Origin of the sequence: Waterburya agarophytonicola KI4, assembly GCF_020640915.1 — a bacterium.
GTDB lineage: Bacteria > Cyanobacteriota > Cyanobacteriia > Cyanobacteriales > Xenococcaceae > Waterburya > Waterburya agarophytonicola.
On sequence record NZ_JADWDC010000024.1, the window covers coordinates 1 to 23,256 of the forward strand.

A 23,256-nucleotide genomic window follows, 5' to 3' on the forward strand; every position below is an offset into this window, starting at 1 on the left:
CAGCTTACTTTTTCGATTATTAGCACTGCTTAATCCTTAAACAAGAAGTATTGGACAGGTTGCCATTTAGGTAGATAAACAAAAGCGATTGAATTTAGCCCAGCCCGATAATGTTTGTACTCTATTTTTCTGGGGTTTTGGGGTTAACGAGCAAGTTGAAAATTATTTACTAGACATCTCTGAAACTACAAATTTTATCAAAAAATTTCGTAACTACTCAGGTAGGAGAAAGAAGTCAGTGAAAAAGAGAACCAAAGAATGATACTTTGGTTTTATGACAGGAGCAGAAAAAGAGCAAAGAATCCAAGCCCTAGAAAAAGAAAATCAAGCACTGCGGGAAAGGATAGCAGAGCTAGAGAGGCGTTTGGGTTTGAACAGTGACAATAGCTCCAAACCCCCATCTTCTGACGGATTAAAGAAAAAACCGAAAAGAACCCAAAGTCTTCGTAGTAAAAGTAAAAAGTCGTCGGGAGGGCAGAAAGGTCATCATGGGGAAACCTTAAAACAGGTACTAGAACCAGATAGAATAGTTAACCATTCAGCACCATCAACTTGTTGTGAGTGTGGGTGCAGCCTCAGTAAATCGACCATAATATCAAGCATCAAACGCCAAGTGTTTGACATACCAAAACCCTCAATAGAAGTTACCGAACACAGAGTAGAAATTAAGCAATGTCCTCGGTGTCATTCTCAAGTAGAGGGAAAATTCCCCCCATTAGTTAAAGCACCAGTACAGTATGGAGGGGGACTTAAAGCCACCTGTGCTTATCTTCAGCATCAGCATTTTATTCCTCAAAAGAGATTGAGTGAAATATTCCAAGACCTGTTTGGTTGTCCTATCAGCGAAGGGACAATCGTTAATCACAGTAAATCACTAGCAAGTGCCATAATTCCTCTGACGGAAGAATTAGGAGCCAGAGTCAGAGAAGCCCCCGTCAAGCATCTAGATGAAACGGGATTACGGATTGCAGGAAAGACTAATTGGTTACACGTGGTTTCCACAGAAACCGTAACTTGGTATCGAATAGCAACCAAACGTAAAGACCTAGAACCATTGATGGGGATAAAAGGGGTAGTAGTTCATGACCATTGGAAGCCTTATTATCAGATAGATAATGTAGTTCACCAGTTATGTAATGCCCATCATTTGAGAGAGCTTAAAGCTTTAAGTCAAATCGAGAATGAATCCTGGGCAAAGTCAATGAAACAATTATTATGTCTGGCTAACAAGTACCAAAACATTTATCCTCAGACCATTCCTAAGACCATTGTCAATCGACTTCATCGACTGTATGAATCGATTATTCAAAGAGGATTAATTTTTCATCAATCTCAACCACCCCTGAGTCGCAAAGGAAATCGAGGGCGACTCAAGCGTCGGGTTGGTCACAATCTGCTGCTAAGATTACAGAATTTTAGCTGTGATGTACTTCGTTTTCTCGACTCTGTTGATGTTCCTTTTACGAATAATCAAGCAGAACGAGATTTACGGATGATTAAATGTAAGCAGAAAATTTCTGGCTGCTTTCGTAATGCAGATCGTGCTGTTGATTTTACCAATATACGTTCTGTTCTTTCTACTGCTAGAAAACAAAACATGAATTTACTTCAAGTTTTGACTGATATTTTTTCTGGTCAGCTTCCCGTTTTTTCTTAGGCTACCTGAGTAGTTACGTTTTTTCTTTAATCTAGTAAGTACAATACTTTAAGCTATCTATTATTTCCGATAATATTCCTGGCAAGCTTATGCTTCTATTTTAAACTTTCGGCAATTATATGCTTCCTGAATAAAGTAGATCGCTAAAATTGCTGAACCTAAGAATCAGTGTTGTAGAGTTTGAAATAGCAAAGTTATGCTTCCTGTAGTGGCAAGATTATGCTTCCAGTCACAACATTCTGCTTTAAAAGTCGATATCTGAATTTTCTTCATTACATTATTAAATTAACTATGGTCAACTAGTATAGTCATAATTATAAAACAGCAACTAAAATGTCTGAGAAATAGCGATCGCCTTGAAAAATCTGTAATTAAGTAGGGCGATCGAGTAATAATATACAGATGAGAAAGTAAGAACACCCTTATCTAAATTCAACTAGTTGAAACTGTGACAGAAGCAAAAAGCTACAAAGAAACCGTAAATCTGCCCCAAACAGAATTTAATATGCGTGCCAATGCCGTGGTGCGTGAACCAGAATTACAGCAATTTTGGGCAGAAAACAAAATTTACGAGCAACTGTCACAGAATAATATTAAAGACTCCTTTATTCTTCATGATGGCCCTCCCTACGCTAACGGTGCCTTGCACATGGGTCATGCGCTGAATAAAGTTCTTAAAGACATAATCAATAAATATAAGCTTTTGCAGGGACACAAGACTGAATATATCCCTGGGTGGGATTGTCACGGACTTCCTATCGAACTAAAAGTCTTGCAAAAGATCAAGTCTAAAGAAAGAAAAGAATTAACTCCCCTAAAACTACGTCAAAAAGCTAAAGAATTTGCCCTCCAAGCCCAACAAGAACAGTGTGCCAGTTTTAAACGTTATGGTATTTGGGGTGATTGGGAACATCCTTATTTAACTTTGACTCCCGACTACGAAGCAGCGCAAATCGAAGTCTTTGGGCAAATGGTTTTAAATGGACACATCTATCGCGGTTTAAAACCCGTTCATTGGAGTCCGTCATCTCGTACCGCATTGGCAGAGGCAGAATTAGAATATCCTGAAGGGCATACTTCCCCTAGTATCTATGTAGCATTTCCTGTGAGTAAGTTGGGAGAAGGTGCAGCAGAATTAAAAGAATATTTACCCAATCTGAAAGTTGCAATCTGGACTACTACACCCTGGACTATTCCTGGTAATTTAGCAGTGGCAGTTAACGATAAATTAGAATATGCTGTTGCCCAAACACCCGATGGAAAGTATTTAATTGTAGCTAAGGATTTAGTCGAACAACTATCTGCCACCTTAGAAACCGATTTAACCGTTAAGACTACCTTATTGGGTAAGGCTTTAGAAAATAGCACTTACACCCATCCTTTATTCGATCGCGGGAGTAAAGTTGTGATTGGTGGCGACTATATCACGACAGAATCAGGTACGGGATTAGTCCATACTGCCCCAGGACACGGACAAGAAGACTATATCACTGGTCAAAAGTATGGTTTACCTCTGCTTTCTCCTGTAGATGATGGGGGAAGGTTTACCGAGGAAGCAGGTAAGTTTGCAGGGTTGCAGGTAGTGGCAAAGGGCAACGAAAAAGTTAGCGAAGGTAATCAAGCAATCATCGATGCACTAACAGAAGCAGGGGCATTGCTCAAACATGAGGAATACGCCCACAAATATCCTTATGACTGGCGCACGGGCAAACCTACTATTTTCCGCGCTACCGAACAGTGGTTTGCTTCAGTTGAAGGATTCCGCGATGAAGCATTAAAGGCAATTTCCACGGTAACTTGGATTCCCGCCCAGGGAGAAAAACGCATTACTCCTATGGTAAGCGATCGCTCTGATTGGTGTATTTCTCGCCAGCGTAGTTGGGGTGTACCAATTCCCGTCTTTTATGACACAGAAACCAACGAAGAATTGTTAACCGAAGAAACTATTAACCATGTAAAAGCGATCGTCGCCGAAAAGGGTTCTGATGCTTGGTGGGAATTATCTGTAGAGGAATTATTACCCGAACAATATCGCAATAATGGACGCACCTATCGCAAGGGTACAGATACGATGGATGTTTGGTTTGATTCTGGATCTTCTTGGGCTGCGGTAGCCAAAGGTAGAAACTTGAAATATCCCGTTGATATGTATCTTGAAGGCAGCGATCAACATCGTGGTTGGTTTCAATCTAGCTTGCTTACCAGCGTCGCAACTAATGGTATTGCACCCTATAAAACCGTCCTTACTCACGGCTATGTAGTAGATGAAAAGGGCTTTAAGATGAGTAAGTCTAAGGGCAATGGTATCGCTCCAGAATTAATTATCGAAGGAGGTAATAATAAAAAACAAGAACCTGCTTATGGCGCGGATGTGCTGCGTCTTTGGGTATCTTCCGTCGATTACTCCTCGGATGTGCGTGTAGGTAAAAATATCATCAAGCAAACTTCCGATATGTACCGCAAAGTAAGGAATACGGCTCGTTTCTTGTTGGGGAACTTACACGACTTCGATCCTAAAAAAGATGCTGTAGCTTATGCAGACTTGCCCGAATTAGATCGGTATATGCTGCACCGCATGACAGAGGTGTTTGCCGAAGTAACAGAAGCCTATGAAAGCTATCAATTCTTCCGCTTCTTCCAAGCGATCCAGAACTTCTGTGTCGTCGATTTATCCAACTTCTATTTAGATATCGCCAAAGACAGACTATATATCAGCAGTCTCGATGCTTTTCGTCGTCGTAGCTGTCAGACAGTATTATCTGTAGCCATTGAAAACATCGCCAAAGCGATCGCACCTGTATTGTGCCACATGGCAGAAGATATTTGGCAAGCCTTACCCTATGAAACAGGTTACAAATCTGTGTTTGAATCTGGTTGGGTAGAAATGCAGTCTGAATGGCAAAAACCTGAACTAAAAGAATTTTGGTCAACTATTGTCAATCTAAGAGATGAAGTAAACAAAGTAATGGAACAAGCCAGAACAGCTAAAGCGATCGGTTCTTCTTTGGATGCGAAGGTATTACTGCAAGTTGCCGATGCTTCGTTAAAAGACAAGCTAGCTTTTTATAATTCTTCTGATACTTTAAGTGAGAAAAATGTAGACGAATTGCGTTATTTCTTCCTTACTTCCCAAGTAGAATTACTCGATTCTCTACCCGATGCCGAATACAAAAGCGAATCCGAGATTGCTAATATTGCTGTCGTGAAAGCTGATGGTGAGAAATGCGATCGCTGTTGGAACTATTCTTTGTCTGTCGGTAGTTTTGTTGAAGATCCGACAATTTGCGATCGGTGTAATTATGCTTTAAAAGGCACGTTTTAATTGAACCTGGGAATAAAAAAGATTAATTGGAAGAATGCGATCGCTTTTCTTTTGCAGATCGTCCCAGGTTAAAACAGCCCTAAAGGATACAGATTCACATATGAGTAATTATGGGTAAATATATTGTTTCTGAGTTAAATCCGTCGTTATTTAAGCCTAATCTACAAATAATTACTCCCAATAGCGCGATCGCTCATTATATTAGGCAAATTACTCATTCTCAGGTTAAAATCTCTCACTATAGTTTGGAGAGTTTGACCCAAAATATTGTGCGCCGTCAAGGTTGGGGAATTGCTTCGGTTTTATTAAGCCGTCGTTTGTTGCAGAATGCGGTTAAACAAGTTATTTCTACTAAAGATATAGAAGGAACGGCAAAAGCTTTTTTAACTGCTATTAAAGACCTATTTCGTAGCGGTATCGATCTTCAGCAATTGCAGCAAAATACCGATCCTAGAATACAACAATTAGCTAGTTTAGCGATCGCCTATCAAGCCCAATTAAGACACAGAAAGCGGATTGATGCAGCTGAGTTATATTGGCAGGGAGCGATCGATATTGCTTACCAGAAACCATATTTATTTTATGGTTATTTTGCGCCAACTAAAGACGAACTTGCGATCGTTAATGCGATCGCAGATCAAGATAGTATTCTGGTATTGCCAACCGACGATCTCTATCCTCAAAATCAAAAATCTTTGGCGTGGTTGCAGTCTCAAGGATGGGAATTTAGAGAGACAAAGAGAATAAATCACAAACTTCAGGAGTGTTTTAAGCAAAAGGCGAGTTTACCTCCAGGGGTGAGTTTAAATGTTTTTTCCAATCTGGAAGAAGAGATACGAGGAGTCTTAACTCAAGTAAAAATTTTGTTGACTCAAGGGGTTGAAGCCAAAGATATTGTTTTGGTAACAAACGACGAACAATTATATGGCGAGACTCTAATCGATGTTGCTGAGGAATATAGTTTACCCGTACAGGTAGCTTATGACATTCCCTTGGAAAAAACTCGCATGGGTGCGTGGTTAAAGCTTTTATTGGAAGTGTTGCGCGATAATTTTCCTTTTGAAACAACAGCAAAATTACTCTCTCATCCTTTGGCTAGATATATGTCAGCGGAAATTTGGTCAACCGCCAGAGAAATCCATCCCCAAGGTTTAGCAGCTTGGCAAGAGTTGGAAGTAGATTTAAGTTTGCTCGATTTGACTCAAAATAGTTATTCGCGGGAGTTTTGGATCGAGCGTTTGCAGGACATTCTAACTACTTGGGATATTTTAGAAAAAGGGAAATTTTGGGCGCGAGAGATGGTTGCATTTTATTGCATTCAAGATGCTTTAAATGAATTAAGCAATCCTAAAGAACAAGTAATAAGCAAGCAAACTTTTGTTAATGAAATAAACGAAATTTTAGCTTTATTAACTACTAATGCTCAACCAGGAACTGGAGGAATAAAGTTATACAATCCTACTTCTTTATTGGGTACTAGCTATCCTTATGTATTTTTCTTGGGTAGTGCATCAAGTATTTTGCCGACGGAAATTACTAACGATACTATTTTAGATTTTTACAGTCGCAAACAGCTAGTCAAGCAGGGTTTAGAAATTGTAACTGCCGTAGACATCGCTCAACGAGAAACTTTTTATTTTTACTGTTTTTTGAATATTGCAACCCAACAAATTACCTTTTCTTATCCAGAGTTAGTCGATCGCGCCTTTTGTTTACCTAGCCCTTATTTAACCCGCTTGGGATTGCAACCTACTCCTTTAGATATCTTACCCCTAGCTAGTATAGAGTCTGCCAGACAAAAATATTTACGCTGTTCTAGTTTATTGGATGAAGCTACAAGTTTGTCATTAAAGCTACCGAACATAAGCAAAGCGTGGCAGGTAGAAGCAGCAAGAGAAAGTACAACCGCGCCTGACGAATACGATGGGGTAATTGGCATCGCGATCGATCCCCAGAGTAAGATCTTTAGTGCTTCTCAATTAACTCAATTAGGTCAATGTCCTTTTAAATGGTTTAGCGCGAGATTACTGAAATTAAAAGAATTGAACGAAGCAGAATCAGATCTTAGTCCTGCTTTTCGCGGAAGTTTGTATCATCGTTGCTTAGAATTATCTCTAGCACAAATCAAAACTGCCAAAGATCTAGCCAAATTCAATCGAGAACAATTAGTCAAAGCTTTTGAAACTGCGGAAAAAGAATTAAAACTAACTCAATTAGCGGGATGGGAGGCTCAAAGACAAGAACACTTAGATTTACTCTCCCTTAATCTAGCTAGTATTGATTTTCTTCCCCCAGAAAGAGAAGTCATCGCCACCGAAACCAAGTTTGATACCCAATGGTATGGCTTGGAGGTACAGGGACAAGTAGATCGCATAGATCGCACCGATGCAGGATTAGCAATAATTGATTACAAAACTAGTAGCTTAACTCCCCCAGGGGTTAAAGATGAGACGGGGAAAGCCAATCTAGATATTCAACTAGCAGTATACCAAGATGCGATCGCCGAAAAACATCCTGCTGAAACTATCGATACCGCAGCCTATTATTCCATTACCAAGCAAAAAACCATCAGTAGCCCGCAAAAAGATCCCGCCCAGTTGTCTGCTTTTGCCGAACGAGTAAAATCTCACCTCCAACAAGGACACTATCCCGTTGACCCCGACATAGATCGTAAAGCCTGTCGCTATTGTAATTATGACTTCCTATGTCGCCAAGGCGATCGCTTGAGTCGTAAAAATCAATAAACAATAAAAAATAGTAAAATTTCTCAGTAAATCGGCGTTTTTCTGACACAATACTCTTTGCTGGCAATCGAAATATATAAATGTTCTTATTCCCTGCACCCTATCCCTGTCGATCGCGCTATCCTTTAGGGCTAAAACCTATCCCCTTCTAAAATCGAAGTCTTTAACCATTGACCATCGATGACATAATTAGCTTTTTTGAGGTTTCAAGATGTTTAAGAATATTTTATTTCCCATAGAATTAACTAGAGAAGCGCGCAAAGCGATCGAACTTACTGCCAATATGGTGAGAATTCATCAAAGCAAATTGACTATTCTCTCGGTTGTAGAAGAAGATGCCGAAGGTGCAATGGCTTCAGAAGAACAAGTGGCAAAACTGCTAGAAAAAGCCAAAAACTTCTTTGCTGGTCAGGGAATTCAGGCTGCAACTCTTGAAAAAGTGGGCATTCCTGCTTTTACTATCTGTGATGTAGCAGATGAGATTGATGCTGATTTGATTATTATGGGTTGTCGGGGTTTGGGTCTAATCGACGAAGAAGCTGCCATGGATAGCGCAACTAACCGCGTGATTAATTTAGCTAATTGCCCCGTGTTAGTTGTTAGTTAACTGATCTTATATTAACAAGATCCTGCATAATTTTTGCCAGTTTGCCAATTGAGAAGATCGCAAACTTCCTGGTCTATAATGGTAATCTTTTCCCTATAGTCATTTATCAAATGTTTTGGGCTGATTTGCGTTTCATTTACTCGCCTCTACTTCTAATCATCAACATAGATCTCAACATAGATCCTAAGCTTGAGGAAGTTGTGAAGCTTATAGAATAGTTGCAAAAAGATTATGGCAAAGATAAAAACTGATACAACAAAAGTATCAATAAATAAAATAAGAGGCAGACTATTATGGATCGAGTCTCTAACCCATACATGACTAACCAGGATTGGATCGATCGAGGCAAAAACGATGCTTGGGCGGGTAAACCAAAACAAGTTCCAGAACACGATCCTCAAGCAGCGAGTATGTATGATTTGGGCTATTGTGAAGGAGAAACAAGGCGATCTCCAACACGACCAAAAGCGAAGGAGTAAGAGTAATGACAGAATTATTAAAGCAAAAATGTGTCCCCTGCACTGGCAGTTTACCTCCAGCTACAGCCGAAGAAATTAGCACTTATAAGACTCAGATTCCAGACTGGAATTTGATTACCGAAAATGGTGAATTGCGTCTGCGACGAGTTTATCAGTTTCCTGATTTTGTCAGCGCGCTAGCTTTTACTAATTCCATTGGCAAGCTTGCCGAAGCAGAAGGGCATCACCCTGCATTATTAACTGAATGGGGCAAAGTAACTGTTACCTGGTGGACTCACGCTTTAAAAGCACTCCACCACAACGATTTTATTATGGCAGCTAAGAGTGATGCGATCGCCAAAGAAGATAATTAGTAATTGTTAGTTATTTTAATTCTGGCGATCGCGTTGTTTTCTGAGTTTATCTAATTTAAAAGTTGGTGGAACTGCTTCGGGTAGGGGAGGGGCAATTCTAATTTTCCAGGCTTTAATTTCCTCTTGAGCGGTAGAAAAACTAGTAGTACCAGAAGGAACTTGGGCAGCAATCTCTATTGCCTGTTCTAAAGAGTTATCAGAAGCTTGTCTGGCAATAGATAAAATTTCTGCTGCCCAGTCATTAACATCCCGTACCACTTGAGGATAAACCGAACTATTGGGAGAGGCTTGTCTGGCAGTTCTAATTGCTTGTGCTAACGCTTCAGGGGTGCTTCCGCGAGCAATATTATTTGCTTCTGATATATATTTTTGTCCGTCTACTTCTTGTTGCCAACGGCTAATTCTACTTTGAGCTTCGGGATACAAAGCTCTACCCGATCTTACTTTTCTAGCTGCATCAATAGCTGCGGGATAATTATTAATATTGGCAAAAGAATCTGCTTCATCGAGAATTGGTTCGTCTTCTACTCTTTCTACATTAGCCCGCCAAGTCCGAGCATAATTTTGTGCCTCACTGTAAAGAGGACTGCTACGGGAAATCAAATTAACTTCAGCGATCGCTCTACGCCAAGCATTGATATTATTACCATAGGACAATTCTTGGGCTCGATTTAAAATTGGTCGATCTTCAATAGTTTGTATTTGTCCTCGCCACTTATTAATTTCTTGTAGAGCTTCGCTATAACGGGGGTTTGAGCTAGAAACTAGTTTAGCTTCGGCGATCGCTTGATTAAGATTGGCAATTGTTCCTACTCTAGAAATTTCTCTTGCCTTAGATAGATGACGTACCCCGTCTATTTCTGATGTCCAACTCTTAATTAGTTTTTGTCCTAAATCGTAATATTCACTATCTTTTTCTAACTTCTCTGCCTCTTCAATGGCTTCTTCAATACCAAATACCGTATCTAGCTGTGCGCTGGAGCCTGCATTTGCCAAAATTTGCCAATCCTCAACTCTCTTTTGCAAATTGAGACTGCGAGGAATACGAGGGGTAATTCTCAATAATTGTTGCCAGTCTCTTCGTTCGATCAGTCGTTCCATATTAGCGACCAATTTCTCTTTTCCTTCTTGGATGATTTCTTGAGCTTGTTCGTAGGTATAACTGCCTTCTTTGATATCATCAGCTCGATCTATGGCAATAATAAGATTTTCAATTGTGCCATTAGTTAATTCCGTTTGAGCTTTTGTCAAGCTGGCATTTTCTTCTTGAGCAACATTAATATTATTAATACTTTCCTCATATTTAGTTGTTGCCCAATATTGATTAGAACTATCAGTCAAACGTACTGCCCAATTAAAAGCACCATTCCAATCTGCTTCTCGCAGTTTTTCTTCTACTTTGGCGTATTGTTCTTCTCCTTCGGACCAAATAGAATTCCATTGCTCTATTTTTTGGTCTACCAATTCTTTAGACGAAAGATTTCTGGGAATTTTCTGGGCAGTGGCGATCGCTTCTTCCAAATTCCCCTCTTGAAATTCATCTTCACCAATGGTGAGAATTCCTGCTGCCCAGCGATCGATGTTGCGATCAATCTCTGGTCGGAGAGGATGATTTTCAGGTAATACTGCCACCAATTCTATCGCTGCTAGTAACCCTGCAACATCTTTTTCTTCAGCAGCGGTTTGGGCGCAATAGAGGCGAATTGAAGCGGATGCGATCGGCCAGAAAACCTTAGAGCAGCTTTGAGTTTTAGGTAATTTAAGCAACATCGTAGTTGCTCCATACCCCACTCCGCCAGAACACAATACCAACAAGATTCCCCATAGCTGCCACCTTTTCCATAGGGGGATTTTTTTGAACTTGGTTGTAGCTATTTCAGATTGTTGAACAACAGGGGTAATGGTAGTAGGTTTAGGAGGAGTCAAAGGCACGAGTGTATTTTCCTGTAAATTCTGTTCTGGACTAACGTTCTCTTTTTTTTCACTTATGTCGACAGAGAAAGTCTCGGTAGAATTGAATTCTGGCTGTTTTGGCTTGTCATCATTAATTCTAGCGTCAGATTCATCCTGAGTAGAATCCGAGCCAAAGTTTAGTGGTTCTTCATTAATCGCCATAAATTACCCGATCCTGATGCCAATAACTGTATCTTCGATTTCCCCAAGGTGACGGTTAAATCGTATCCCATCTTATCACTCTTATTTATTGAGTAAATACTACAGTTGTGTCTATCTCATCAAGAATTGATTTAGATAACAACCTTTGCCACACCTTGAGGTTTTATAAGTCAAAAAGTTTGTTTAATTGGCTTTTAGATCGGCGATTAATCTTGTCAATTGAGCTTCATTTGCTTGATAAACTTCACCGCAAAATTGACAAATGGCTTCTGCACCTTCATCTTTTTCAATCATATCCTGTAGTTCTGCTTCTCCCAACATTTTAAGCGCGCCCAATACTCGATTAAAAGAACAACCACAATCAAATTTCACTTCCTGAGATTCAGGAAATACAAATAGATTCAAATCTCCTAATAGTTGTTCCATAATCTCTCGGAGACTCTTACCTTCTCGCAATAAAGGAGTAAAGCCAGATAGTCCACCTACCCGAGATTCGAGTAATTCAATCAAAGAGTTATCATGAGCTGCTTTAGGCATTATCTGTAGCAAAATTCCTCCTGCAGCGGTAACTCCTGTTTCTCCCACAAATACCCCAACCAACAGCGCGGAAGCAAGCTGTTCGGACGTAACTAAATAATGAGCAACATCCTCGCCAATTTCTCCTGAAATGAGCTTTACCGTACTAGAGTAGGGCTGTCCGTAACCCACATCTCGAACTACATGCAGATAGCCATTATGACCGACCGCTTTACCAACGTCTAGTTTTCCTTTTTCATTAGGAGGAAGCTCTACACTAGGATTTTGTACATATCCTCTTACTGTTCCATCTAATCCTGCATCAGCTAAAATTGTCCCTAACGGGCCGTCTCCCTTAACATGAATATTAATCCTTGAGTCTTCTTTTTTCATGCTAGAAGCTAGTAGTAGTCCAGCAGCCATAGAACGTCCTAAAGCTGCGGTTGCAACATAAGAGAGTTTATGTCTTTGTCTTGCTTCTTCAGTTAAATTTGTGGTGATTATCCCCACTGCTCTAATTCCACCATCTGCTGCTGTGGCTCGAATTAATTTATCCGTCATTCTCTTAAAGATTTTCTATATTATGTCTTTCATACTGTACTGAAATTTGACTAGTTGACGCTGCTAAAAATAGTATAAGTTTTTATTATGTTATTTTATTTGCAAATTTCCAACGAAATTTGATATGATTTACACCGATATGTCAGAGTAGCTCAGTTGGTTAGAGCATCGGACTCATAAGCCGAGGGTCGGGAGTTCAAGTCTCCCCTCTGACACTTTAATAATCAAAGTATAGAGCCACTAACAGCAATAGTTAAGAGTTTTTGGCAGTATCTTAAAAACTCTCAAAAGAGACTAAACGCTCTTAAAAATGCTTTAAAATTAGATCAAATTTAGATCAGTTTTAGAGCTTGGATAAGTTAGTTAAACTTCTAGAGAAAGCCAATAGTGACGTATTTACAGCTTATAAAGCCAGTTTGGGCTTTATTTAGGCATGATTTTTGTTTAAGTCCCGTTATTACTTTAGCCCGAAGGACTTGGTGACAGAGCGCGGGGCTTTCCCCACGGAAGGCTAACTGAAAGGTTGCTCGATTCTCATTGCTTAAATACTTAAACGCACCTTAGTTACTCCTTGACGAAGTTGTCTTTGCCGCCTCAACCAAGATGCTCGAATACCAGGGCGAATTATTGGCGCAAAAGTTCTAGCACCCCAACGCAAGAAAGCACTCTTGTGAAGTAATTCTGCTTGAGCCATCTCTTGACCTTGCAATTGCTGAATGCAAATAATTTCTCGCTCTCTTTCCTGTTGAATTAAAGGTAATACCTTATCTATGCGATCGCAATTTATTTCGGGTTGAATGAGTAAAGGAATTAAATGATTGGCTGCAACAATAGCATCGCGAAACGCCATATTAATCCCTTGGGCGCGAATTGGGGACATAGGATGAACAGCATCCCCTAACAATAATAATCCAGGGCAAAACCAGCGATCGCAACGTCCCACAACTACAGATAAGTGCATCGGTTTGGTTAAGCTTGCTCCATGAGTTTCAATATGCTTTGCCAGCCAAGGAGGAGCAGTTTCGGCTAGTTTTTGCGCCCAATCAGTTTCTTTCCAGTCATAATCATCATCGGCGTGTAGTCCCCAACCGATATGGAATTTACCCGATGAAGCGCGGAATAAACCAAATGCGTCGCGCCCTTTAATAATAGAATAAAAAGTATTCTCCGACTTACTCAACGCGCCAGAATCCAATTTAAACCAGAGGATATCAATACTACTGTGCAATTTAGTTAACTCGATTCCAGCTTTATTCCTAATTACAGAATTGCGTCCATCCGCAGCAATTATCAAATCCGCCATAATTTCTTGACCTGAAGCTAATTTAACACCATTGACCCTCTTCAAGCCCTGGACGAGATCTTTAACCGCTTCTCCTTGAATAAATTCAAACTGGGGATAATCCTGAGCTTGTTCTATAATTGCACTGAGTAAATGAGGCTGAGAAACCGTAGTGCAGGGTTGACCATTTTTTTCAATGGGTTCGTTAACGCGAAACAAACTTTTGCCAGATAACAAAAAATCCCAAGCATCAATAGACTGATGGGATATATCTGCAATTAATTCTAATAAGCCCATTTGCTCCAGGGCATCTAATCCACTAGGCATCAAGCCTTCCCCGCGAAACAACCGCTGGAAATCGCGAGATGCTTCGATTAATTTGACTTTTATACCCCATTTTACCAACAGCAGTGCTAGGGTAGCACCTGTAGGTCCAGCCCCAACAATTACAACCTGCTTCATATCAATTATTAGCGATCGATGACCAGTTAATACTACTTGCTCAGAATATCTCAAAAAGTGCCGTTTACAATAGGAGGCGATGTAGTCGGGAATGAACCAAAATAAAAACTATGGAGTCTATATGATTTTAAATCCCCAAGTTCAAACCATGAAGCAAAAACTACGTTGTTGGGCAATAATCTTAGTTTGCGGGGCAATGTTTTGGTTTAGTTCGATTTCCAACGTCCAAGCTAGCGATCGCTTATCTCAATCCGATAGTGAATATATTTTAGGACGTTTGAGCTTTGGTGCGACTTCTGAACAATTACAAGCAGTAAAAACGAAAGGCATTGAAGCTTACATTCAAGAGCAGTTAGAGCCACAAAATGTCCCTGAATCTCCTGCTTTCACTCCCTATCTAGAGAAATTCAACTCTGTTTACCAAAAACCTCTAGAACTACAGCGTCAGTATGCTGCTCTCAATCAACAACTGAAAAATAATCCTAATTTATCGAACAGCCAAATAGAAAAACTCGAACAAAAGAAAAACAATTTAAAGCAAACAGCAAGAGATTCTGCCACAGAAGTTCATTTAGCCAGAGCAGTTTATTCTTCTCGCCAGTTGCAGGAAGTAATGGTAGATTTTTGGTTCAATCACTTTAATGTATTTGTTAATAAAGGAGCGATTCATTTTTGGTTGAGCGATTATGAAAACAAAATTCGCGATCGCGCCTTAGGTAATTTTCGGGACTTGTTAGAAGCTACAGCTACTAGCCCAGCTATGCTGATTTACCTAGATAATGAGTTGAATACCAATCCTCAAAGTAGTTCGGCAAAAGGAAAATATAGCGGATTAAACGAAAATTATGCCCGTGAATTGATGGAACTTCATACTTTAGGAATTGATGGAGGCTATTCTCAGCAAGACATTATTACCCTAGCCAGAATCTTGACAGGTTGGACAGTCGACTATAATGGCAAACGAGGTAATGAAGACGGTTTTTTCTTTAATAGTCAGCGTCACGATCCTGGAGAAAAAGTATTTCTCGATCGCCAAATTACCGCCCAAGGAATTGAAGAAGGGAGACAAGCTTTAGATATTTTGGCAAGTCATCCTGCAACAGCCCATTTTATTAGCTACAAACTGGCACAATATTTTGTCGCCGATAACCCACCAGCTAATTTGGTAGATTCTTTGGCACAAAAGTTTTTAACTAGCAACGGCAATATCAAAGTAGTTATGGATGCTCTAATTCATAGCCCAGAATTTTCTAGTCGCGACTATCAACAAAAATTCAAAACCCCCTATCAATATTTAGTTTCTTTGGTACGAATGGCAGAAATCGATCGACCAAACTTTGAGCGCATGCAGGGAATGCTGCGTCAACTATCAATGCCAGTATATTTATGCGTTCCACCGACTGGTTATAAAAATACTCAAGATGCTTGGCTCAACCCTCAAGCAATGTTGCAGAGAATTACTTTTGCTAGCGCAATAGCTAATAAAAGATTGAATCCAGACGCTGAAATTGAATATCCAAAATTAGCCAGTAATATAGGGGAACTCTCTCCTCAAACCAAACAAGCAATTACCCAGTCACCCAATCTCCGCACCGTATTAATTTTGGGTAGCCCCGAAGCAATGTATCGTTAATCTTTTTGATTTAAGTTTTGATTTAAGTAAATACCCATGAAAAGAAGAAATTTTTTAACCGCATTGAGTTACTCTACCGCAGGAATGCTAATTCCCGTCGGATTAAATAGTTGTGTTGCTCAAACAGATGCTCAAACCAGTAGACCAAAACGTCTAGTGGTAATATTTTTGCGGGGTGCTATTGATGGTTTGAACGTAGTCGTCCCCCATCAAGACGCAGATTACTATCGATCTAGACCAACTATTGCCTTACCCTATCCTCACGAAAAGAATGGTGTATTGGATTTAGATGGTTTTTTTGGTTTGCACCCAGAACTACAAGATTTGATGCCTTTATGGCAACAAAAAAGTTTGGCTTTTGTTCATGCTAGCGGAACTCAGATTACAGAGCGATCGCATTTTCAAGCTCAAGATTATATGGAAAGTGGCACGCCAGGAGTCAAAACCACCCCAGATGGTTGGATGAATCGTCTTCTGGCAGAATTACCCCAAGAAAAACCAACACAGGCTCTCAATGTGGGAGTAACGACTCCTCTGATACTCAAGGGTCAAATGAAAATAGCCAATTTAAAGCCTGGTAAAAATTCTACTGCACGAATTAGTACAGATAATCCCTATGTTAATCGAGCTTTTAATAGTTTGTATAGTGGGACAGACGATCTCAGTCGAGCATATCAAGATGGATTGAAAACTAGAGAAATAGTCATAGCAGAATTAAATCAAGAAATGATCTCTGCTTCTGGAGGAGCCACAAATGTTAATGCCTTTGTGGATGATGCTGCTGAAGTAGCTAGATTAATGGTGGGCAATACTAGAACTCAACTGGCATTTATGGATGTAGGGGGCTGGGATACTCATATTAATCAAAAAGCTATGCACAATAGACTGCTGCCCGATCTAGGTAGAGGTTTGGCAACCCTAGTCAAAGGATTAGAACCAATTTATGCCGATACGGCGATCGTTGTGATGTCTGAGTTTGGTCGTACCGTCAAAGAAAATGGTAATGGAGGTACAGATCATGGGCATGGAAACGCAATGTGGCTTTTGGGAGGAGCAATACGTGGTGGCGAAATTTATGGAGAATGGCTGGGTTTAAAACAATCCGTACTACACCAAAATAGGGATTTATCCGTAACTACAGATTTTAGAGAAGTTCTGGGGCTTATTTTACAACAGCATTTGAGTGTTTCCCATAATAGTTTGAATAGAGTTTTTCCTGATTATAAATTAACTAATAAAATCGATTTTTTTGCTTGAACTAATTTGCTTATTGCTATTTTTTTTGAAGTTTTCAGGAATTAAACATTACTATTCCAAATGCTTTTATCTTTATCTTCGTTAAAACGATAAAATAAGCCTTCATCCTTAAAATTGTGGTCATCAGTAACATGACTAAAAAATCCCTTCTCTAACATTTTTTGCCCGACTTTTATAGCATCAGATCGAGATATTTTAACTTCCTTGCTAATCCAATCTACTGCTTCATTGCCAAGAAAACAACGTTGGTATAATTTTAGTTTGTGGCGACGAGTTTTAATTTCCACACCTTTATCCGAACGCATTTTGGAGGCAATTTGTCTGGTACTAATGCGACTGGTATCTGTTGTAGATTTACTACTATCTTGTTCGGCAGATTTGATACTAGATGATTGACGATCGCCAGAAGCCTGTATGATATCTTCTTTCTTGTAACGTTTGTTTTCCATCCAAATACCAACAGTAGTTTTACCTTTGATTAGTAACGTGGGTATTTTGGAACGTTCTTCGTGATCTAAAAAATTTTCACGACATTCTTTGATAGCTACTTCTAATTCTTCTTTAGGAAATGCTTTAGCCCTAGTGAAAATTTTGTTACTATAGATAACCCCTGGTATGAGATTCTCTTTGTCTTTCAGTTTGCAATGTTTTACTTCTGTATTGTCTAAGAGCAACATTGTTGTATTTCTCCTCTTGTTATCCTCTAAGTGAATGATGTAATACTCGGTCTAGATCGAAGATTAATTATTAGTTTTTTTGCTCTTAAGATTAAGATTCAACGGTCACAATCTCAGTATATTCAAAATTGTTTAAACTGTGTCTAACTAAAGGATAATTTTGTCGCTCCAAATCTAGCCAATCTGGTTCGCAATCTATTTTCGGAGAGTAATAGGTTAGCACATATTTTCGACCAATTCGAGATTTTGTTTCTGTCTCTACTTCTCCTCTCCACTGGGTTTTGGTAGCAAAGATAACTAGTTGATTTGCCAACTCAGGAATTGCTTTGGCCACCTGTCGTCGATAAATTTGGTCTAAACTACCAAAAGGAGAATCCATGACTATAGGAAAAGTACTACTGTCATATCCGACTAAAGTATTTCTTTGACTCCATTGTCTTACGCGGTCGATAATTCCACCAATAAAAGAGAGACTTAAAATCTGATTTTCTCCTGTAGAAGCTGCTACTAAAACTTCTGTGCCTAGAATATTTTGTACTAAAGTCAATTCGTAGCTAGGACTGAGTTTGGGAAGATAAGGGGTAAAAGAGATAAAACTGAATATTTCCTGTACTTTTTGTTCTAATGCCAAGCGAAACTGTTGCTCTAAACGAGTTCTGACTTTATTTAGTCTGGCGATGGATTCTTGAGTAGCGTTAATCCGTTTTTGGGCTATTTTTTGTTTGGTTTCTGTTAGTTGGTGTTGGGTAATTTGCTTGACTAGCTTTTGCAACTTCTCGGCACGATCGCTTTGTTGTTGTTGATTGATTCCTTGTTCTAAAATAGAAGTTTTGATTTTTGTTTCTATTTGTTCTATTTTTTGCTGTAATTTTTGGATATCGCGATCGGGATAGGTTTGTAGTTGTTTATTTGCTTGAATAATTTCTGATTCTAGTCGATTTAGTGCTAAATATTGGTGGTTTATTGCTGCTTGCTGTAGATCTAATTGTTGCCAAAAGTCATTGGTATTGTCTTCTATTTTGGCTACTTGAGTTTCTAAGCGAATAGCAGACTCTTCAATATTTTTTAACTCTACTTTTTTTAACCAAGCTTTAACATTATTATAGCCATCTGTATTGGGAATTAAACTAGTACCACAGAGACAACTTTGTCGGTTTAACAGTTGTTCGATAAATTCTTGCTTGACTCCACTAGATAGTTGACCGCGATCGCGTAGGTTTTGCAGCAATTTTAAAAAGCGATCGCTCATACCGCCAAGAAAAACCGTATAGCTTGCTTGGGATAATATTTTTTTGAGCTTAATTTTATTTTGAATTAAATCTTTTTGAAGATTTTTTTGTTGACTTACTAATTTAGCTTTGAGTTGCTGTATTTTATCCGCACCGCTAATATCTAAAAGCTGACGAGATAAGTTTACTTTTTGTTGTTCTAACTGTTTGAGGGTAGCGATATTTTTTTGATGGCTAGCGATTAACTCTTCCCCTTCTTGTTCTAGTTTTATTTGTTTGCTCAATAACTCTTTAGTTCGAGCATCTCCTAATTCTTGTAATTCTTCTTGTAGAGTTCTCTTGGCTTTTTTCAAATGGTCGATCGCCCGATCTAAAATCTTGACTCCCAGTAATTCTTTCGTATCCTCGGCAATATTATGATTCTGATTGTGTCGAAAAAAGCTATCAATTCTTTCTCCATCAAAAAAAAAGTATTGATGTAAGCTAGCTGGTAAAATTCGTTCGATAATATCTTCTGCTGCTTCTAAGGCTGGATACCATCGCCCATCATCTCCCGCCACCAACATAAATAATTTAGTCGGACTATATTTAACTTGAGTTTCAGAAATCTTGTTGGCGTAACACTTCCGCTTAATCTGATAAAGCTTGCGATCGTGTTCAAACTGTAACTCCACCCAACATTCTACTGCTTGTTCTAGATTAGCTTCAGTAATTGCTCTTTGATTAACTAATAATTCAGGAGAAGCAAATGCAGCGGTAAACTTTTCATATAATACCCAGGTAAAAGCATTGAGAATTGTAGTTTTTCCCGCACCATTATTACCATAAATAACCGTGGTATTTCTCTCTCCCCAAGCAAATTGAATTTGTGGTGTTTTGCTATAGAATTGCCGAAAGTTACACAGTTGCAGGTGGATTAGTCTCATTGCACGACTTTTTTGATAATCTTTAAAATATCTTCGTTAATATTCCTGGGAGTTTTTAAATATAGTTTGTCCTTTTCTAATTTTAAAACCTCTTCTATAATCTGTTTTACTTCTGGTGGCGCGTTAGTAATCGGTTTTTGAATAGAGCTTAAATCTAGGTTTGATGATTGATTATTTTTATTCATTTATAATATAAGTAATATAATAATCTTAAAATAAAAAAAAAGCGATCGCTAGATGGCGATCGCTATTGCGATGAATTTGATTTAACCACTAACAATCAAACTTTGCAACGTTTGTAACATTTCCTGTTCGTTAAATGGTTTAGAGAAGTATGCCGATGCGCCCAGTTTCATTGCCAGTTTGCGATGTTTGTCATTACTGCGAGAAGTCAACATCGCAATGGGAATATGTTCTAAACTTGGTTCGGACTTAACCTCTGAAAGTACGCCATATCCATCTAGACGAGGCATTTCTACGTCACAAATCATGGCTTGAACCTGTAGTCCTCCCATTAACTTATCTACTGCATCTCGACCATCTTTAGCTTCTTCTACCCGATAGCCATTGCGTTCCAAAATGCCAGCTAAATAACGTCGCACATTAACCGAATCATCAACCACTAAGATTGTGGAAGTATCGCCAAGGGAGAAAGCAAAGTTAGAATCATCATTGACGTTTTCAGTAGTAGTTAGAGTAGAGAAGGAAGCTCGTTGTTGTTTGGTAATACCCTTGCTCAGAGCAACAGGTTCGATCAGAGGAATTACCCGTCCATCACCTAGTACTGTAGAGCCAGTAAAGCCAGGAAACAGCGGAATTGAAGTTTTAACTGGTCTGATGGCAACTTCTTGCTCGTTCCAATATTTATCGAGGTAAATTCCTTTAAATCGAGCATTTTCTTCAAAAATCAAGACTGTAGGAGTAGCAATTTTGGGATTCCCTTCCATTTCAAATGGTTTGCTGGGACGTTTAAATTCAAAGTGCTTTTTCAAACGAAGTAGAGCAACAGATTCTTTGCCCCAGACTATTTTCTCTCCTCCGTCTTGTTCGAGACTTAATTCATCATCAAACTTGATAATTTCTTTAATACTGTTGACAGGAATAGCAAAAACCATGCCTGCACTTTCGACAATTACTACCCTAAGTACCAATAAAGATAAAGGAACAGAGATGGTAAAAGTTGTTCCTTTGCCCAATTCAGTATTAACTTGAATATCACCGCGAATTTGTTCCAGATTGGAGCGTACAACGTCCATACCTACACCTCGACCAGATAATTCAGTTACTTGCTCCGCAGTACTAAATCCAGGCTCGAAAATAGCGTCTAATACGTCAGTTTCGGAAATTTGATTGACTTGAGTTTGAGAAAATCCCAACTTCAACAAGCGATCGCGAATTTTCTGACTATTTATACCTCCTCCATCATCGCTAATAGTAATAACAGTCCGATTTCCCTGTTGAATAGCTTTTAAAATAATTGTGCCTTCGGGGGATTTTCCTGCTTCAATACGAGTTTGAGTATTTTCCAAACCGTGGTCGAAAGCATTTCGCAAAAGATGAGTTAAAGGATCGCTGAGTAATTCTAAGGCTTGGCGGTCGATATAGGTGGCTTTTCCTTCAATTATCAGGTTTGCTTCCTTGTTATGTTGGGTTGATAGATCGCGAATCAATCGAGGGAAACGTCCTACTAGTTCGGCAAAAGGACGCATTTGCGATCGCGTTACATTTTGTTGCAGTTCGCGGGTAGTATAACTAAAGTTACGAATTACCTGACCCATTTCTCGAACGCCCAAGTCAATATCTGCCGTCACCTCTTGTAATTGAACAATAGTTTCCATTTGTTCTTGAGATAGTAAATGCAGATCGCTATAACGATCCATTTCCAAAGAATCAAATTTTTCGCTAGTGGAACTAGAAACACCCGACCAAGAAGCATTAACAGTCATGGCTGGGGATTGATTTGCAGGAATCATTCCTTCCAAAGATGCCCAGTCATAGAGCTTGCGGAGTCGGTTACTAGATTGTTCCAAACGGCGCATTCTGTCTCTAGTTAAATCAACATAGTTTTGTAATTGATTCAAACGTAGGATAGCAGCATTCCGTTCGAGAATTAATTTACTAGACAGATTATTAAGACTCTGAAGTCTTTCGGCGGGGACTCTGACCATCCTTCCCTGTTCTTTTTGCGATCGCTGTGGAGAAACAGATTCTGGTTCTGGGGTTGATACTTCTATTTCGGCAAAAGCATCATTGAGTTCCAATAGTTCTGCTGCATCGGGAGCGAGTTTGTCTAAATCAATTTCAACCTTCGTTGTATCTGCCTGAACCGTTGAAGGAAGGTCGATAGAATCAAAAGCGTCATTGAGTTCCGATAATTCTGCTGCATCGGGAGCGAGTTCGTCTAAATCAATATCGGGAGTTGAACTAGATTCAAAATTATCTAATGAAAGAAAAGCTCCATCCAACTCCGATAGCTCTGCTGCACTAGGAGTAAGTTCGTCTAGATCCAGTTCTGATTCCGATAAGGGCAGGTGGGGTGCTAGTTCTTGAGCCGTAAAATCCTGGATTTCGGCTAATTCTACCCCATTAACTAAATCGGTAATGTTTGGGGTCGAAATATCAAAATTTGCTGTCTTAGAAGGTTCGATCTTACCGCTGTTACCATTAATATTAGTTGGCAGTTTATCTATTCTACCGACCAATACCAGAGCGTGGGATCGCTCCCACTGTTTGAGAGCTTCCTGGGCTAGATCTTTGACATTTTCTAAAGATACGACGGCTAATTCAGCTAAAACAGACTGACATAGTTGAATAAAAGGCTCAATCTGGCTCATTTGACCAAATTCAGCTAACTGCTGTGCTTGAATAGCTAATTCTTCTTTTAGCTGAATCGGTTCGAGAAGATCGATTTGAGCTTGAAAACTTTCTAAACAATCTTCTACCCCACTTTGAAAAATGAGGCTAGAAACATCAACTTGTTCTTCTTCTGCTAGAAGCAGATCCTCATCTTCTTCTCTTAAATCCCCCAATCTAGCCCGCAGAACCTCGAAAATAGGCTCGGTATGATTGGCAAACCAAGATTCATCAATCTCGACTTGTTGTCGATGAAGATTTCTCGCTTCTCGCAAACAGTCAACTCCACGAAGTAATAAATTTGTCACCTCGCGATCGATTAGACTATTATCCTTGCGGACTCGGAGAATTTTCAGAAAATCTTCTAGACGATGGGCAATTTTACTCAAGGGGACAAAACGCATCATTGCTGCCCCACCTTTAAGAGAATGAGCAGCCCGCATGGCAGAGTCTAATAAACTTGGATCTGCTCCTTGAGTATCTAAATCCATCAGGAGGGATTCTAAGCTATCAAAATACTCTTCTGCTTCTTCTAAAAAGTCTAGTCTTACTTGTCGATCTGTATCCATTACTGATTAGGTGA

15 protein-coding genes and 1 tRNA gene are annotated in these 23,256 nt (G+C 39.4%); 9 read left to right on the forward strand and 7 right to left on the reverse strand.

Annotated features, from left to right (window positions below):
- Positions 1 to 274: 274 nt before the first annotated feature.
- The 6 genes from tnpC (at position 275) to I4641_RS11145 (ending at position 9,162) form a co-directional block, all read left to right on the forward strand.
- On the forward strand, positions 275 to 1,657 hold the full coding sequence (gene tnpC, locus I4641_RS11120; RefSeq protein WP_229640594.1) for an IS66 family transposase: 1,383 nt from the start codon (positions 275 to 277) through the stop codon (positions 1,655 to 1,657).
- Between the two features lie 448 nt (positions 1,658 to 2,105).
- Positions 2,106 to 4,979, forward strand: coding sequence for an isoleucine--tRNA ligase (gene ileS, locus I4641_RS11125; RefSeq protein WP_229640595.1), 2,874 nt, complete (start codon positions 2,106 to 2,108; stop codon positions 4,977 to 4,979).
- Between the two features lie 110 nt (positions 4,980 to 5,089).
- Complete coding sequence (locus I4641_RS11130; protein WP_229640596.1) at positions 5,090 to 7,723, forward strand: PD-(D/E)XK nuclease family protein; 2,634 nt, start codon at positions 5,090 to 5,092, stop codon at positions 7,721 to 7,723.
- A gap of 211 nt (positions 7,724 to 7,934) precedes the next feature.
- Complete coding sequence (locus tag I4641_RS11135; RefSeq protein WP_229640597.1) at positions 7,935 to 8,330, forward strand: universal stress protein; 396 nt, start codon at positions 7,935 to 7,937, stop codon at positions 8,328 to 8,330.
- A 317-nt stretch (positions 8,331 to 8,647) separates the two neighbouring features.
- Entirely contained in the window at positions 8,648 to 8,809 is a 162-nt protein-coding gene (locus I4641_RS11140; RefSeq protein WP_229640598.1) for a hypothetical protein, read from the forward strand.
- A 5-nt stretch (positions 8,810 to 8,814) separates the two neighbouring features.
- Positions 8,815 to 9,162 carry a 4a-hydroxytetrahydrobiopterin dehydratase gene (locus tag I4641_RS11145; RefSeq protein WP_229640599.1) on the forward strand — a complete coding sequence of 116 codons (348 nt, stop codon included), beginning with the start codon at positions 8,815 to 8,817 and terminating at the stop codon, positions 9,160 to 9,162.
- Between the two features lie 15 nt (positions 9,163 to 9,177).
- On the opposite strand, the gene I4641_RS11150 is transcribed toward I4641_RS11145, so the two are convergent.
- Positions 9,178 to 11,277, reverse strand: a complete 2,100-nt coding sequence (locus I4641_RS11150; RefSeq protein ID WP_229640600.1) for a chromosome segregation ATPase — start codon at positions 11,275 to 11,277, stop codon at positions 9,178 to 9,180.
- A 183-nt stretch (positions 11,278 to 11,460) separates the two neighbouring features.
- Entirely contained in the window at positions 11,461 to 12,354 is an 894-nt protein-coding gene (gene hslO / locus I4641_RS11155) for an Hsp33 family molecular chaperone HslO (protein WP_229640601.1), read from the reverse strand.
- Between the two features lie 141 nt (positions 12,355 to 12,495).
- Between hslO and I4641_RS11160 the strand changes: the two genes are divergently transcribed.
- A tRNA-Met gene (locus tag I4641_RS11160) sits at positions 12,496 to 12,569 on the forward strand.
- 326 nt (positions 12,570 to 12,895) lie between these two features.
- Here the strand turns inward: I4641_RS11160 and I4641_RS11165 are convergent.
- Entirely contained in the window at positions 12,896 to 14,098 is a 1,203-nt protein-coding gene (locus I4641_RS11165) for an FAD-dependent monooxygenase (protein ID WP_229640602.1), read from the reverse strand.
- A gap of 91 nt (positions 14,099 to 14,189) precedes the next feature.
- Here I4641_RS11165 and I4641_RS11170 point away from each other — a divergent pair, with 91 nt between their 5' ends.
- Both I4641_RS11170 and I4641_RS11175 read left to right on the forward strand, forming a co-directional pair.
- On the forward strand, positions 14,190 to 15,731 hold the full coding sequence (locus I4641_RS11170; protein WP_229640603.1) for a DUF1800 domain-containing protein: 1,542 nt from the start codon (positions 14,190 to 14,192) through the stop codon (positions 15,729 to 15,731).
- A gap of 36 nt (positions 15,732 to 15,767) precedes the next feature.
- A complete protein-coding gene (locus I4641_RS11175) occupies positions 15,768 to 16,988 on the forward strand; it encodes a DUF1501 domain-containing protein (RefSeq protein WP_229640604.1) in 1,221 nt (406 codons plus the stop codon).
- Between the two features lie 41 nt (positions 16,989 to 17,029).
- Here the strand turns inward: I4641_RS11175 and I4641_RS11180 are convergent, their stop codons facing one another.
- From I4641_RS11180 to I4641_RS11195, 4 genes are all read right to left on the reverse strand, one after another.
- Positions 17,030 to 17,665, reverse strand: a complete 636-nt coding sequence (locus I4641_RS11180; protein WP_229640605.1) for a DEP domain-containing protein — start codon at positions 17,663 to 17,665, stop codon at positions 17,030 to 17,032.
- A 91-nt stretch (positions 17,666 to 17,756) separates the two neighbouring features.
- On the reverse strand, positions 17,757 to 19,820 hold the full coding sequence (locus tag I4641_RS11185; RefSeq protein ID WP_229640606.1) for an AAA family ATPase: 2,064 nt from the start codon (positions 19,818 to 19,820) through the stop codon (positions 17,757 to 17,759).
- Positions 19,817 to 20,005 carry a hypothetical protein gene (locus tag I4641_RS11190; RefSeq protein ID WP_229640607.1) on the reverse strand — a complete coding sequence of 63 codons (189 nt, stop codon included), beginning with the start codon at positions 20,003 to 20,005 and terminating at the stop codon, positions 19,817 to 19,819. Before I4641_RS11190 ends, I4641_RS11185 begins: the two co-directional genes overlap by 4 nt.
- An 81-nt stretch (positions 20,006 to 20,086) precedes the next feature.
- A complete protein-coding gene (locus tag I4641_RS11195; RefSeq protein WP_229640608.1) occupies positions 20,087 to 23,242 on the reverse strand; it encodes a hybrid sensor histidine kinase/response regulator in 3,156 nt (1,051 codons plus the stop codon).
- Between the last annotated feature and the right edge of the window lie 14 nt (positions 23,243 to 23,256).

Bases quoted from the DNA above. Each gene is read 5' to 3' on its own strand.
- I4641_RS11190 (WP_229640607.1), bottom strand. From the start codon at position 20,005: ATGAATAAAAATAATCAATCATCAAACCTAGATTTAAGCTCTATTCAA.
- I4641_RS11130 (WP_229640596.1), top strand. From the start codon at position 5,090: ATGGGTAAATATATTGTTTCTGAGTTAAATCCGTCGTTATTTAAGCCT.
- I4641_RS11170 (WP_229640603.1), top strand. From the start codon at position 14,190: ATGAACCAAAATAAAAACTATGGAGTCTATATGATTTTAAATCCCCAA.
- I4641_RS11180 (WP_229640605.1), bottom strand. From the start codon at position 17,665: ATGTTGCTCTTAGACAATACAGAAGTAAAACATTGCAAACTGAAAGAC.
- I4641_RS11135 (WP_229640597.1), top strand. From the start codon at position 7,935: ATGTTTAAGAATATTTTATTTCCCATAGAATTAACTAGAGAAGCGCGC.
- hslO (WP_229640601.1), bottom strand. From the start codon at position 12,354: ATGACGGATAAATTAATTCGAGCCACAGCAGCAGATGGTGGAATTAGA.
- I4641_RS11175 (WP_229640604.1), top strand. From the start codon at position 15,768: ATGAAAAGAAGAAATTTTTTAACCGCATTGAGTTACTCTACCGCAGGA.
- I4641_RS11150 (WP_229640600.1), bottom strand. From the start codon at position 11,277: ATGGCGATTAATGAAGAACCACTAAACTTTGGCTCGGATTCTACTCAG.
- I4641_RS11145 (WP_229640599.1), top strand. From the start codon at position 8,815: ATGACAGAATTATTAAAGCAAAAATGTGTCCCCTGCACTGGCAGTTTA.
- tnpC (WP_229640594.1), top strand. From the start codon at position 275: ATGACAGGAGCAGAAAAAGAGCAAAGAATCCAAGCCCTAGAAAAAGAA.
- I4641_RS11185 (WP_229640606.1), bottom strand. From the start codon at position 19,820: ATGAGACTAATCCACCTGCAACTGTGTAACTTTCGGCAATTCTATAGC.
- I4641_RS11165 (WP_229640602.1), bottom strand. From the start codon at position 14,098: ATGAAGCAGGTTGTAATTGTTGGGGCTGGACCTACAGGTGCTACCCTA.
- I4641_RS11195 (WP_229640608.1), bottom strand. From the start codon at position 23,242: ATGGATACAGATCGACAAGTAAGACTAGACTTTTTAGAAGAAGCAGAA.
- I4641_RS11140 (WP_229640598.1), top strand. From the start codon at position 8,648: ATGACTAACCAGGATTGGATCGATCGAGGCAAAAACGATGCTTGGGCG.